The sequence below is a fragment of the Pseudomonas sp. F-14 TE3623 genome (genome assembly GCF_053629015.1).
Genome location: NZ_JBRJHM010000001.1, coordinates 536,059 through 549,967 on the forward strand (window position 1 = coordinate 536,059; position 13,909 = coordinate 549,967).

9 protein-coding genes are annotated in these 13,909 nt (G+C 63.3%); all 9 read right to left on the reverse strand.

Annotated elements, in window-relative coordinates; genetic code table 11:
- Positions 1-41: 41 nt before the first annotated feature.
- Positions 42-971, reverse strand: coding sequence for a type VI secretion system-associated lipoprotein TagQ (gene tagQ, locus AB7M29_RS02500; protein WP_217856900.1), 930 nt, complete (start codon positions 969-971; stop codon positions 42-44).
- 84 nt (positions 972-1,055) lie between these two features.
- Positions 1,056-2,783, reverse strand: a complete 1,728-nt coding sequence (locus AB7M29_RS02505; RefSeq protein ID WP_454246259.1) for a formylglycine-generating enzyme family protein — start codon at positions 2,781-2,783, stop codon at positions 1,056-1,058.
- Positions 2,776-3,972, reverse strand: a complete 1,197-nt coding sequence (locus AB7M29_RS02510) for an ABC transporter permease (protein WP_454246260.1) — start codon at positions 3,970-3,972, stop codon at positions 2,776-2,778. Before AB7M29_RS02510 ends, AB7M29_RS02505 begins: the two co-directional genes overlap by 8 nt.
- Entirely contained in the window at positions 3,972-4,688 is a 717-nt protein-coding gene (locus AB7M29_RS02515; protein ID WP_217856903.1) for an ABC transporter ATP-binding protein, read from the reverse strand. Before AB7M29_RS02515 ends, AB7M29_RS02510 begins: the two co-directional genes overlap by 1 nt.
- A complete protein-coding gene (locus tag AB7M29_RS02520) occupies positions 4,688-7,732 on the reverse strand; it encodes a serine/threonine-protein kinase (protein WP_454246261.1) in 3,045 nt (1,014 codons plus the stop codon). The genes AB7M29_RS02515 and AB7M29_RS02520 overlap by 1 nt, the downstream gene beginning before the upstream one ends.
- Positions 7,729-8,460, reverse strand: coding sequence for a PP2C family protein-serine/threonine phosphatase (locus AB7M29_RS02525; RefSeq protein WP_217856904.1), 732 nt, complete (start codon positions 8,458-8,460; stop codon positions 7,729-7,731). The genes AB7M29_RS02520 and AB7M29_RS02525 overlap by 4 nt, the downstream gene beginning before the upstream one ends.
- Positions 8,461-9,111, reverse strand: a complete 651-nt coding sequence (gene tagF / locus AB7M29_RS02530; protein ID WP_454246262.1) for a type VI secretion system-associated protein TagF — start codon at positions 9,109-9,111, stop codon at positions 8,461-8,463.
- Positions 9,108-12,608, reverse strand: a complete 3,501-nt coding sequence (gene tssM / locus AB7M29_RS02535; RefSeq protein WP_454246263.1) for a type VI secretion system membrane subunit TssM — start codon at positions 12,606-12,608, stop codon at positions 9,108-9,110. Before tssM ends, tagF begins: the two co-directional genes overlap by 4 nt.
- On the reverse strand, positions 12,605-13,903 hold the full coding sequence (locus tag AB7M29_RS02540; protein ID WP_454246264.1) for a DotU family type VI secretion system protein: 1,299 nt from the start codon (positions 13,901-13,903) through the stop codon (positions 12,605-12,607). Before AB7M29_RS02540 ends, tssM begins: the two co-directional genes overlap by 4 nt.
- Between the last annotated feature and the right edge of the window lie 6 nt (positions 13,904-13,909).

The following is a 13,909-nucleotide window of genomic DNA, read 5'->3' on the forward strand; positions in this document are numbered from 1 at the left end:
ACGCAGAGCGTGGGAATGATCAAAGACCTACAGAAACTTAATCAAGCATTCGGGCAAGGTACCGGTGCCCAGTCGCCCAGGTCCGGGTTCTTGCACATGCTGTTGACCTGAGTGTTGCCGGCGCTGGCGACTTGCTTGCTTTCCGCCTGTTTGGCTTGTGCGGTCTGCAGGGTTTTCTCGGTGGTGACCGCTTCTTTCGGCACGGTTGGCAGCACCGGTTTTTTCGCCGGTTTCACCGCTTTTTTGCTCTTGGTCGGTGCCACGACCGGCGTGGTGTCGGCGGTTGCCACAGTGACCACGTCGGTGCGCTGCACGCCTACTTGCTGCAGGTCTTTTTCGTAGGCCTGGGTGTAGTTGTTCAGGTCTTCGCTGGCTTTACCGTTAACCGCGACGATCAGGTCGTTGGACTCTTTGAGGCCCGCGACGATTTCTGCCAGACGCTTGCGGCCTTCGGTGTCGTTGACGGTCTTGGCCTTGCGGTCGGCAACCAGTTTGGTGAACGCATTCTGGTAGCACTGCTGCGAAGTCTTGGCGTACGCGGTGCTGCGGTCGATGTCGGCGGCACTTTTGTTGACGTCGGAGGCGTAGGACGCGATGCGCTGGTTGTCATCGGCGATCTGCTTCTGGCGCTCGGTGTAGTAACCGGCCGCGCCGCCCGCCAGGGCACCGCCCGCTGCACCGATGGCGGCGTTGCGGCCACGGTTTTCGGAGTCGGTCAGGGCGCCCAGCAGTGCACCGCCGACAGCGCCGACGGCCGCGCCGGTGACGACCGACTTGGTCATGTTCCCCTCGGTGGCACGCAAGTGCTGCACCGGCTCGTAGCAGTTGGGGTAGTACTCGACCTTAGTGCTCGAGGCGACCTTGGAGGTCGGCGACGTGGCGCAACCGGTCAGTACGGTGCTGAAGCCAACGGCCATCAGCAGCAAGTGACGCTTGGAAAGCGAAGCAAAAGGTTTACGGGAGGAAAGCATAGTTGTGTTCTCTTTTAAGTTTGACCAGCTCAGCACGGCCCACCGCCGCCTGAGTCCCTTCCAAGCTCGCTGTACAACGAATGATCAAGACCGCTGAGCGTTCGATGCGAGCAATTCCTTCAATATCGCCGCCGGGTCGGCTCGTCGTTGCTGACGATAATCACCGACATGGCGAACGAATAACGTTGCGCGCGTTACCAGGCTCTTGCCCAGTACCGGCTTGCGCTCCAACTCTTCCTTGATGCGTTGAAACTGCGCCTGGATCACGGCATCGGTGTAGCGCGTGCCGGTCGCCAGGTTGTCGATGTAGATCGCCACCGCGCCGTCCAGTGCGCTGCGGCCATTGTCGATGGCGGTAGCGAACAGCTTGGCGCTGGCCTCGTCCTTGGCGTCCACGGCCTGCTGGCGACTCTTCTGCAAATTGGTCAGGCGAATGTTGTAGTTGTTGACGGTCTCGGCCACCAGGGCCGCCGACTGGATCAGGTTGCCGGCCGCCTCCTCGCGCTGTTGGGCGATGAGCGAGACGTTGCGCTTGAGCTCTTCGTTGACCAGCCCCAACTCGGCTTGCAGGCGCGGGTCGACGCTGGCAGCAATGATGCTGTCCAGGCGTTTGGTCGGGTCCTGGGCGTCGTCGATGGCATCGGTCAGCGAAGCTAGCCGACCTTCTTTCTGCCATTGGGCAAACAGTTCCTTGTAGCGCGAACGTGGCGCCGACAACGCGCCAATCGCCACCCGGAATCCGGTGGTTTCGTTACTTTGCTCGGTGCCGTCGGCGGCGAACAGCGGGTACTCGCGACGCATCCCGGTGAACAAGGTGCCCTCGCCTTCCAGGTAGTTGCCGCCCTTGACCACGAAGCCGCCGTAGGTGCCTTGGCGGCGTCCGGCGTGCACGAGCTGGAAGGACTCCTGGACCATCTCGGCGGCGTTGCCGATCACGTCGAACAGACCGATGGGGTTTGGCAGTTTGGTACCGATCGGCATCAGGCGCGCCGCCTGGCCAGTGCCACCGGCGACCTGATTGAAGACGGCCCAGTCCGCCAGTGGCCCGTCGCTTTCGCTGCCTTCCAGACGCCGGGGAAACAGACGCCCTTCCAGGTCCTGACGGCTAATGGCCTGCCCGCCACGGGCAGCAAATTCCCATTCGACCTCGGTCGGCAAGCGCACAAAACCCAGCCCGCCCTCTTCCGCCGAGGTACCACGACCGCTCACTGGCAGCAGGTCCTTGTGGTATTTCATCAGCCAGGCGCTATACACCGCCGAGAAGCGTTCGGCCTCGAAGCGCGACAACTTCACCTTGGGCAAACGCCCGGCCATGCCTTGCGGGGCCTCGGCTTGCAATGCCTCGCAGGCCGGGGCCGGCTCGCCGCTGGCCAACGATTGTGCCTGGGCCATGACCTGGGCGTATTGGCGGGCGGTGACTTCGTATTTGCCGATGAAATAGAGCATCGGTTTGAGCGGGGTCTTGGCGTCCGTCTTGGGCATCAACGGCGTGATGGTCTTGCCCCAATCCTTGGGCAGATCCTTGAGGGTGAACTGGCCGTTGATAAAGTCCCGGCGGTAACCGGAGATGAACGACTGTTGATAACCGGACTCGCCCTCGCTGAATGGATAGCCGAGGCTGATCTCGCGGTCGTCCAGAGTGCCCTGCGCCAGGATGTAGACGTAACGGAACACCATTTGTCCTTCGCACGGCAGCGGCAGGCTGACGTCGTCGGCCAGCGGCTTGGGGTTGTCCAGTTTGTCGGTGCTTTCATCGGCCCAGACCACACCGGCCAGACTCAGCGCCATGGCGGCGCCCAATAACTTATACATCTCGGATTCCTTCACACGCCTGGATACGCGCCACTCGCCAGCCACCACAGACTGCCGCCACGGCGCTGACGCCGAGCACGGCCGCCAGGGCCAACGCGTAGTGACGCGCCAGCAGATGACTGGCGTACTCACCCGGCATCTGCGCAAATAAATGGTTTAAACCCGATTGCGCCAGGCCATACAGCCCGGCACTCAACAGGGCGGCAAGGCCGGCGCTGTACAGCGCCTGCACCACCACAAACAACAGCAACGCCGCCGTGGAAAACCCCAGCAGGCGCAACACCGACAACTCTCGACGCTTGCGCTCGACCGCCGCCAGCGCGCCGGCAAAAATCGCCGCGAACGCTCCCGCCAAGGCCAATCCGGCGATAATCCAGAACACGATCGACAGGTTGCGGCTCAGCGATTGCACCTGGGCGATGGTCTGGGCCTGGGTCGAGACCAGCAGATTCTGTGCAGCGAAGTACTGACGCAGTGGCTCGACATCCTTGAGGCTGCGGGCGTACAGGCGAAACGCCGGATACACCCGCTGCTCCGTCAAGCCCACCGCATCACCTGGCCAACCGAACGCTGGCACGGCGCGGCCGTCCCGGTAATCTTCAGCCGCTTCCAGTAACGCCAATGACGCGAACAATCCGTCCCGGGCGAAAGCTTCCAGCGGCAGAACGTCCAGCACCTGGACGCGAGCACGCTGCGCCTCGCCACGACCGGCCACCTGCCGACCGAAACTGGCCTCCAGCCAATCACCGGCCTTGGCCCCGAGTTTTTCGGCGGAGGTCTGGCTGAGCAGCACCTGATCCAGCCCTTGGGGCACCGGTAGACTGCCGAGCAAGGGGTCGTTGGCGGCGGTGGGGATCATTTCGACGGTCACCGTCGAAGCGCCAGCGCTCAGATCCGCCGTCGCGGCAATCTGCCGGGTGCGCGGCAAGGCGAAAGCCACGTCGCTGCGCCGACTCAATTGTTCGATAAACGCGGCACTGAACCGACCGCCACCCAAGGGAATGATTTCCCGGGTGGCCGGGTCGTTTTCCAAGCGCTCGGTCAAACTGCTGACCAGGCCGAATTTCAAGCCGAACAGCACCAGCAGCGGTGCGACCACCGCCACCAGCGCCAGTACCGAACAAGCCGACAGCCACGCATCGTTGCGGTAATCCTGCCAGGCCAGGGAAGCCACCAGCGCGCTGCGCATCAGCAGGCCTCTCCGAGGATGGCGGTGACACCGCCATCGACGTCGCGATGACAACTGATGCGCCGCACCTGCAAACCGCTGGCGCGGGCCAGTGATTCATCGTGGGTAGCGACGACGCAGCACACGCCATGTTCGCGGGCCTGAGTCACCAGCAACTGCATCACTCGTTCCGCGTTCAGCGGATCGAGGGCGGCGGTCGGTTCATCGGCCAGCAGCAGATGCGGCCCATGGGCCAGGGCACGGGCACAACTCACCCGTTGCCGTTGACCGACAGACAAGTCACCCGGCTTTTTGCCCAATTGATCGGCGATATCCAAAGCTCCCGCCAGGCGATCCACGCTGCCGTCGTCTTTCAAGCCGAGCAGTTTGCGCGACAGGTCGATGTTGTCGCGCACGTCCAGAAAATCCAGCAGGCCACCGGTTTGCAGTACGTAGCCCAAGTGCCGGCGGCGCAGGTCCGCCAAGGCACTTTGCGCATCTGCCCGCCACAGCCCAGTAATGTCCGTCCTGGTTTGGCCAGGCGCAAAATCAAACTGCCCGGCCTGATCCGGAGCCAGCACCAGCGCCAGCAAATCGAGCAACGTGCTTTTGCCGCAGCCACTGGGACCGACCACCGCCAATTGTTCACCGGCATGCAGTTGCAGCCGTGGAATCACCAGGCTGTAGCGCTGGCTGCCGACGCCGCGGTTTTTGTGCACTGCGTTCATGTTCAGCATCACGGCAGCGTCGACAACGGAACGCGGTACAAGGCATCACCCGGTTCGGCATCACCGAAACGCACCCAGTTAGCCAAGTCGTTGTGGAAGGTTTCGTAGAGGCGGATCTTCGAATCCAGCTCGTCGATAAAGTCCTCCTGCTCGGCCACGCTCAGCGAAAGCCACAAATCCTGGGTCATGTTCAGCGACTTGCTGCGGTATGGCAGCCCCTCCAGGTACTCACCCAGAACCCCGCCATCGGCCAGGTTGCCACCCTTGCGCAAGGCCGAGGGATCGCGACTCATGTAGGCGCTGGCGCTGGCGATTTCCTGAAAGAAATTCTTCGGCGAGGTCTGGGTCTTGCGGGCAGCATCGACGATCAGTTTCAGCGATTGCTGCAAGTCGTTGAGCTGCAACTTGGTCAGCATCACGCACACCTGGAACGCCGGCAGTGCCGGGTTGGTCAGGTCGCGGTCGGCGGTCCAGGCGCTGACCAGTTGCGGCGCCTGGCTGGCGGCTTTACGCCCCAGGAAATCCATGTGCATCGCGTAGCCGACGGCCGCCGATTTGTCGCTCAGGCTCGGCGCGGCGCTCAGCAGCGGCACGGTTTGCGGCTTGTTGCCACGCACCTGATGCACCAGGTCGGCAAACACCGAACCGATCTCGTCCACCCGCTCACCGAACTTGCGCACATCGGCGCCCGGCACCGGAATGTACAGATCGCCGATCTGCGGGTTGGCGTCGGCGGTCAGGATGCGATACTGGCTTTGCGCACCGCCATGGGTTTTCTTGCCGGCATCGCTGAGCAGGTGCAAGGCGTAGATCTTGATCTGCTTGCCCAGCGCGGCTTGGCGCACTTCGGCCTCGTTCATTTGCGTGGCGGCATACGGGTCGTTCTTGCGCAAGGCACCGGCATCGGTGACCAACAGAATCAAGCGCCCGCCATAACCGGACCAGTCCATGCCCTCGACCGCTTCCATCACACCGGCAAACGCGTCTTCGTTGAACGAATGGCTGGAAACCGTGGACGCCTTGACCTGCCGCGCCAGGTCCATGAAGCGCTGTGGGTCGCGGCCCTGCTCCAAAGTGATCAAGGTTTTGGCGACGTATTCCAGGCCCGGGGTTTTCTGGGTGCTGCTTCGAAACCCCACCAGGCCGAAGCTGACACTGTCCTGCTCGCCCCGCTCGGCGATGCGGGTTTGCAGTTGATGTACTACGTCGCGGACCTGATCGATGTAGGGCTGCATGGACACGGTGGTGTCAACGACCAACACCACGGCGGTGCGGAACGCGTCGGCGTTAGCGGTAGTGATTGGCGTATTGTTGGCAGTGGCCTTCGGCGCATCACCGGGGTCGATGGACGCCACGTTCAGCAACTGCACCGACTGGCCGTTCTCATCGAAGCTCTCGCGCGAATCGAAAATCGGCAACAGGTAAAACTGATTCTGCGGCACCGCACTGGCGGCCGGTTCCAGGGCCAATACCTGCTGGTTGTCTTCGCGATTCTGCTGGGCCTTGAGCAGCAGGTTTTTTGCCGTCGACGGATCTGCCAGCAGCTTCTCCACGTCACCGGGCTGACGCAGGAACATCACCGGCGCACGGCCGGAGCGTTCGGTGAACTTAAGTACCAGGCTTTGCTTCCAGTCGCTGACTTGCGTGGCCGGCAACCAGCCGTCACTGCGCCCGTCGGTGGCGGCGCCGACACGCAGCCACGGGCTGCCATCAACCTCTTTGCGCTGATAGACATAAAGCACCGAGAACGCCGGCAAGGCCTTGTCGGGTGTGGCCCCCGGGTCACTGGCGATTTTCGCCCCCGGCTTGCTGAGTACTCGCTGGAACAAGGTTTTTTTGCCGGCCATCAGCAGCGGCCGCTGACCGCCATCGACCTCCGTTGCCACGGGGGGCTTTACGGGTGGCGCCACGGTCGGCGGCGCACTGGCCGGCGGTGCTGAAACCACCGGCACCCTGGCGTCGTCTTCGACGTCACCGGACAGCCACCAATAACCCGCGCCGCCCAAGGCCAGCGCCACGGCCACCGCGACGGCGGCGAGTGCGAACACCGGCCCCTTTCGCTGCTCCGAGACAGTGGACGATGGCGTCGGCTTCACAGTCGGCGGAACAGGATTGGGCCGAGGTTGTGGCTGCGCGGGGCCGGTCGGTAAATCGATGGACACCGGCGTCAGTCCCGCCAGGTCTTTGCTCACCGCAATCGGCGATACCGGAATTGGCAATGGCCGGATGGTGGTCGCTTCAACCGATTCCCGAGGCAGATTATCCAGCGCCTGCAACAGCGCCGCTGCATCCGGGAAACGGTCGGCCGGGTCCTTGGCCAACAGCTTGCGCAGCACTTCTTGATAGCGACCGTGGTGCACTGGCAGCTCCGGCAATGGTTCTGTCAAATGCGCCAGGGCCGTGGAGAGTGCGTCGTTGCCGGTATACGGCAGTTTGCCGACGAGGATTTCGTAGAGCACCACGCCCAGGGCATAAAGATCGGCCCGGCCATCAATATCCTGGCCACGCGCCTGTTCCGGGCTCATGTAGCTGGGAGTACCAACGGCGAAACCGGCTTGGGTGAACTGGGTGCGGTCATCCATGGACTTGGCGATGCCGAAGTCTGAGAGCACTGCCGTGCCATCGGCGCGGAACAGAATGTTCGCCGGTTTGACGTCGCGATGAACCAGCCCCAGCCCATGGGCATAGCCCAGGGCCGAGGCGATCTGACGGATATAGATCAGGCCCTGCTCCGGCGTCAGGCCGGCGGCGATGCGCTCCTTGAGCGTGCCGTTGGGCAGGAATTCCATGGCCATGTAATACAGCTCACCGACATGGCCGATGTCATGGATGGTGACCGTATGCGGGTGAGACAGGCGCGCCAGGGTTTTACCTTCGCGCAGGAAACGCTCGCAGAAACTCGGGTCGGCCGCCAGTGCCGCGGCCATGACCTTCAGCGCCACCTTGCGTTCCAGCGAGCGCTGGGTCGCCAGGTAAACGTTGGCCATGGCGCCTTCGCCGATCTCGCCGTCTATGTCATAGCCGGGGATCAGAATGTGCAGGGCGGAATTCATGACGGCACCTTCACGACAATCACGGTGATGTTGTCCGGAGCGCCGCGCATCAGGCCCAGGGACACCAGGCTGCTGGCGATTTCACCGGGCTCGTCGTGACTCAGCACCTCACTGATCTCATGATCTTCAACCGTTTTGTTCAGCCCGTCGCTGCACAACAGGTAACTGTCGCCGGGCATCAACAACAGCTCGACTATCGCCAGTTTCAGTTGCGCCTCGACCCCGATGGCGCGGGTGACAATATTGGCCCGTGGATGCACCCGGGCTTCAGCTTCGCTGAGCAGGCCGCTGTCCTGCAGATCCTGAACGTAACTGTGGTCCCGCGAGATGCTTTCGAGCAGGCCATCACGCAGGCGATACAAGCGGCTGTCACCCGCCCACAGGCACACCCCGCGCAAGCCGCGCGCCGCCAGCACCACCACAGTGCTGCCCATCATGGTCACGCCGCGGTTGGCGGTTTCTTCACGCACGGCCGCGTTGACCCGCTGCAGGTCGGTTTTCAGCGCCGCGACGTATTCATCCAGCGAGCGGCCCACGGCAATGCTACGCAGACTGTCGACGATCAGACTGCTGACGTAGTCGCCCGCCGCATGCCCGCCCATGCCATCGGCGACCACCCACAGGCCGTTTTCCGGCTGATCCAGGCAAGCATCTTCGTTAACCTGGCGGACCATACCGACATGGCTCTTGCTTGCAGACTTGAACGTCTTTCCAACGCTTGGACACATCTACACAACACCTTCTTGGCCGAGCAAAAATTGCGCAAAATCAGCGGCGGCCGGCAAGCCCTGGCACCGCAATAAAGCAGGAGCGATACGCTCCGAACCCTGGCCCCACCACAGGCTCGCGCCTTCGCAGGCCAATTCGGCAAGCACGGTCATTCGCGCCTTCGGGTCGGTGGCATCAAAGCGATGCAGGCCGGCAAAACGGCTGCTTGGAGCACGTGGCAGGTACGCCGGACCGCCCAGCGTTTCCAGTCCTGCACCGAAGGCTTCGAAGCTCGCCTCCACGCTCAACGTGCTCAACAGCAATTGCTCAACCTGTTCAAACCAGACATCCGCGCCGCCCACCACTGACGCCGGATCAGCGTCGTGATCCAGCAGCACCGCGACGGTCAGCGGAAAATACCGGCCAACCCGATCGATGCTCGGCATCACCACCCCAACGGCGGCCTGTGGCCCACAGACACCGGACCCGAGCATAAAACGCCACAGCGGACTGACCAGATAGGCATCCAGCCAACGGTCCCCGAGGCTCTGGCTGGCAAGCAGGCCCGCCGCCAGCCACGAATCCCAGGGGCCGATAAAACTCTGCGGCAAGCCACGGCTGACAAAGTCCCCGCGACTGGCCAGCTTTCCATAGAAGCCCGGCGTGCTCATAAACGCTCCGGCAGGCTGAAACCGCTGAGCACACGGCTCTTGAACGGGTTGAAGGCGCTGTTGGCCCGCAGCTCATAAGAGACGCTGGCGCCGTCGACTCGCAGCCGCAGGTTGAAGCGATCCGGCGAGTTGCCAGCGGTCAGGTCCGATTGCTCCAGCAAGCGGAACCAGGCCCAAGGCCCATCCAGGGTGATGCCCGAACGACCGCTGGCTGAAGGCGGCATGATCGAGATCCGCACCACACCGATGCTGCCGGGGTTGGGCCATTGCATGGAGGTGGGACGGCTAGGACCGTGGTCATAGCTCAATTGCTGGCCATCGAGGTCGAGCAAAAACTGGGTGATGGTGGCGTCCATCGCCACTGGCTTGAGTTCGAAGCGCACCATCGGCTGGGTGCCGCCGGAACGGAAAAACGCATCCCGGATGGTCGCTGCCCGCTGGAAGGTTTGCAGCACGCCCGGGGAGATGCCGAGCTTCTGTGCGGCGCCCGGTTGCCAGCGCCAGGCCTGGGTCGAGGTATCCACGTACGGCTGCAGGTATTTGCGGAAGTAGTTGTCCATCACCCCGCCGACGCCAAAGAACTGGCCAAAATCGTCCAGGGTCGCGTCTCGCGCACTGCCCGGCGACATCGGGTAGCGCCCGGCCAGGGACTGGCGATAGATGTTCACCACTTCGCTGGTCCAGGCCGCGTTCAGTTGATTGCGCACCCCGCCCATCATGCTGTTGGTGGTGGAGTTGACCACCGACTTGACCAGGCCCTGCACCAGCGGCGGCTGGCGTTCGGCGTTGAGGCTGACCCGTGTAGCGGCCGCTGCGGCCTGGTTCTTGGCTTCGCCGAGCAAGGCATCGCCGCTTGCACCGACCATGGCGCTGACTTGCACGTACAAGGCGTTCATGTCGGCGAGCAAGCCGTCGATGGCTGCCGGCTCGCCGTCATTCTTACTGACGATGCCGTTGAGTTCGGCAAAATGCGCGGTGATCGGATCGTCGCTGGCCTGGGGCGCGTTTTGCGACGCCTCTTCCTGGCCGAGCAGGTTGCCCAAACGCTCCTTGAGCTTGTCCACCCCGCCCTCAGCCGGCGCGCCTTGGGCGGCCAGCTGACGTTCTTCCTGTTGCAGATCGGTTTCCTTCGCCACCGCCACCAGCAGCTTTTTCAGCGGCGAGGTCGGGCCGGAGAGCACCCGCAAGACATCGGCGGCCTGGGCCACGCTGGTGATCGGCACGAAGTCGATATCGGCGAGCAAGGCGTCCCACTGGCGCTGGTAATCCTCGAAGTACAGACGGCGCACATCGGCGGCGAGGCTGGCGACGTTTTGCTGGTCTGCCTGATCGCGACCGAGCACCCATTGCTCTTCGGCCAGGGTGCCGGTCTGGTTCAGGCTGGTGAGCAAAAAGCCCTGGCGGTAACCCTTGGCCGTGAAAAACCCGCTCAAGGGTTCGCCCAACGGCTTGCCGCTCTTGCGGCTGAACACCAGCGCGGCGTCGCGGCCGGCGGCTTCGTTGATACGAAAGTCCGGGATGCCGTCCGGCAGTTTCTGGCGCTTGATCCGGTCATAGACGCGCTGGGCCACTGGCAGCTGCTGCAACTGCCGACGCAGATCGTCGATCAGCCGCGGGTCCAGACGTGCAGTGGGCGGATGGCGCTCGAACAGTGCCTGCAAGTGCTCCTCCAGAGCCAGACGCTGCTCGGCCGGCAAGTCGCGCGGCAGGCTGCGATCCCAATCCAGGGCGATCCACGCCTTGATGAAGTCGGCGTCGTAATGCTCGCTGTCGGCCAGCATCAGGTAGGCCTTCAAGCCTTCGTAAAGGAAATCCGAATTGCCGCCGCCATGCAGTTGCTCTTCGATGCGCGTCAGCAAGCGTGGCGCGAAGACCGCGATCAACAGCTTGCGATAGACGCTGCCAGACTCGGCTTCCAGCATGTCGCCCTGATACAGGCCCAAGCCTTCGGCCCAGCTCGGCGCATCGTTGGCCAAGTGTTTTACCGCGTTGAGCAAAGGCAATACCGCCAGCACTTCCCGTTGGGCCGGGCTGAGGTTCTGCACGGACTGGCCCAGGGGCGCGACTTTCTGATCGACTTGCGCGATATACGCCTGGTTGGCGCGGTAGCTGACCCACCACAAGGTCCCGACCACCAGCACCAGGGCCACGGTCGAGGCCAGTACGCCCCGGGCGATCCACTTGCGCCGACGTTCGACTTTCGGGTTGACCCCCACCAGCCCACGCTCGGCAAAGGCCACGGCGCTGAAAAGTTTTTCGATGAAGTAACTGCGTCCGGTGCCGTTCTGGCGCGCCAGGTGCTGGCGGTCCAGGTTCATGCTCTGGGCCATGGAACCGATCAACCGGTCAATCGGGCTGCCTTCCTGGGTACCGCTGGTGAAATACACCCCGCGCAACAGCACACGCTCTTCAAAGGCGTTAGGTTTGAACACGCCCTCAAGGAAGCTTTGCAGGCAATCTTTCAACGCGCCGAACTGCTGTGGGAAGCCGTAGATCAGGTCGCGCCGCGCCGGGTCGCGTTCCTGTTGCAAACGCTCCACCAAACGATCGTTGAGGCGCTGCTCCAGGCCGGCGAATTCGCTTTGCAGATGGGCCAGCGGACTGTCACTGCTTTTGCCGTCATCCAGGGCAAAGGTCATGCCCCATACCTGGGTCCGCTCCTCTTTGCTCAGGGTGTCGAAATACTCCATGAAACCCGGCACCAGATCGAGCTTGGTGAGCATCAGGTAGATCGGGAAACGCACGCCCAGCTGGGTGTACAGCTCCTGGATGCGCAGGCGGATCGCGGCGGCGTGGGCGGCACGTTCGGTGTCGCTGCCCAGCAGCAGGTCGGACAGGCTGATGGCGATGAACGCACCGTCAATCGGGCGACGGGCCCGTTGCTTTTTCAGCAGGCCAAGAAAGCCCAGCCACGCGGCTTTATCAACGGTCGCGTCGCTGTCCTGGGTGGTGTAGCGTCCGGCGGTGTCAAGCAGCACCGCCTGGTCGGTAAACCACCAATCGCAATTGCGCGTACCGCCAACCCCGCGCACGGCCCCGGCGCCGAGCTGCGCGGCCAGGGGAAAGTGCAGCCCAGAATTGACCAGCGCGGTGGTCTTGCCCGAACCCGGCGGGCCGATGATCACGTACCACGGCAGTTCGTAGAGGTTGCGTCGCTCGTCGCCACCCAGCTTGGCTTTCTTGAGCAGCGCCAAGGCTTCGTCCATGCGCTGGCGCAGGGTTTCGAGTTCCTCGGCGGTGGCGATACTGGTGGGGTCCGGCGGGGTTTGCGCCGCCAGGCTGCGCATCACTTCGGCGGCCTTGCGGCGGGCCTGGATGATGAGGAACGCCCGGTAGGCGGTCCAGACCGCGAACACCAGAATGATCAGCGCCCAGCGCCGGCCTTCGGGCACCAGAAATTCCCACAGCGGACCAACGAACCAGATGATCAGGCTCAGGGCGATCAGGCCCAGTACCGGGATGATCCAGCGGATGATAAAACTGAAAAACGCCTTCACTCGACCCCCTCCGCCAACACTGTGATTTCGACCCGACGATTGCGTGCGCGGCCCTCTGTTGTAGCGTTCGAGGCCAACGGTTCGGTGTCGCTGCGGCCTTCGGCGCTGAAGCGTTCGGGCTGGCCGGTTTTGGCCGAAAGGATTTGCAGTACCGAATTGGCACGCGCCTCGGACAAGGCCCAATTCGATGGAAACCGCAGGGTGGCAATCGGGCGATTGTCACTGTGGCCGGTCACCCGGACCTGGCCCTTGACCTTGCGAATGGCATCGGCGATGCGCAGCATCAGCGGCTGGAAATTGTCGACGATACTGGCGCTGCCCGAGGCGAACAGCTCATCGCCACGGATGGTCACCACTGAACGGTCAACGGCATCTTCCACGGCCACCCGACCGGCTTTGATTTCATCGGCGAGGAAGCCCGCCAGGCGGGGACGCTCGATCAGTTTCGGTTGCACCACCGGACGGTCGATGGCCTGCACCGGGATCTCGCCCAGCGCATGGATATTTTTAAACACCGGCTCGGCATCGGCGGCCAGTTTCAATCGCAGGCCGAACAGCAGTGCCAGCAGCAACGCCACGCCGATGGCCACGGCGATCCAAGGCGGCATGAATTGCGCCAGCCGGTCGCGGGCCACGGTGACGCCGCGCCAATGGGGCGACAGTTCACGCTCATAATCGCCACGGGCGCTGCGGATGACCGCACTGGTGCGTTCGCGCAAGGCTTCCAGTTGGCTGCGACCGTCGTTCATGACCCGATAACGCCCTTCGAAACCCAGGCACATGCACAGGTACAACAGTTCCAGCAGATACAAACGTTCGCGGGGGCTTTGCAGGCAATGTTCCAACAGCTGGAACACCTTCTCGCCGCCCCAAGCTTCGTTGTGCACAGTGATCAGCAGGCTCTGTTTGCCCCAGTCGCTGGCACCACCCCACGGCGTACTCAACACCGCTTCATCCAGGGCGGTGCACAAGGCGTAACGGGCCAGCAACACATCGTTGCGCAACACGCCGGCAGCCTCGGCGCGCTCCTCGAACTGGCGCAGGTAGGCCAGTAATTGCGCCCGCAGGCTCGCCGGCGCCGGGTGGGCAATGGTGTTGCGCAAACGGGTCAGCAAAGCCAGCAACGGGCCAGCCGCGCTCTCCAGGGGATTGAGACCTTCGGCCTTGCCGATCAAAAGCGGCGCGGCCGGCATCGAAAGTGGCGCGGCCTGGGCCCGACCAGCCTCATGGCGGACCGGGTCGGGGCCACGGCCACCGGGAGTCGGCATGAATTGGGTACGATCGTCGTTGCTCATTGCGGT

Excerpts from the sequence above, each read along its gene's own strand:
- tagQ (WP_217856900.1), bottom strand. The coding sequence starts at position 971 with ATGCTTTCCTCCCGTAAACCTTTTGCTTCGCTTTCCAAGCGTCACTTG.
- AB7M29_RS02505 (WP_454246259.1), bottom strand. The coding sequence starts at position 2,783 with ATGTATAAGTTATTGGGCGCCGCCATGGCGCTGAGTCTGGCCGGTGTG.
- AB7M29_RS02510 (WP_454246260.1), bottom strand. The coding sequence starts at position 3,972 with ATGCGCAGCGCGCTGGTGGCTTCCCTGGCCTGGCAGGATTACCGCAAC.
- AB7M29_RS02515 (WP_217856903.1), bottom strand. The coding sequence starts at position 4,688 with ATGCTGAACATGAACGCAGTGCACAAAAACCGCGGCGTCGGCAGCCAG.
- AB7M29_RS02520 (WP_454246261.1), bottom strand. The coding sequence starts at position 7,732 with ATGAATTCCGCCCTGCACATTCTGATCCCCGGCTATGACATAGACGGC.
- AB7M29_RS02525 (WP_217856904.1), bottom strand. The coding sequence starts at position 8,460 with ATGTGTCCAAGCGTTGGAAAGACGTTCAAGTCTGCAAGCAAGAGCCAT.
- tagF (WP_454246262.1), bottom strand. The coding sequence starts at position 9,111 with ATGAGCACGCCGGGCTTCTATGGAAAGCTGGCCAGTCGCGGGGACTTT.
- AB7M29_RS02540 (WP_454246264.1), bottom strand. The coding sequence starts at position 13,903 with ATGAGCAACGACGATCGTACCCAATTCATGCCGACTCCCGGTGGCCGT.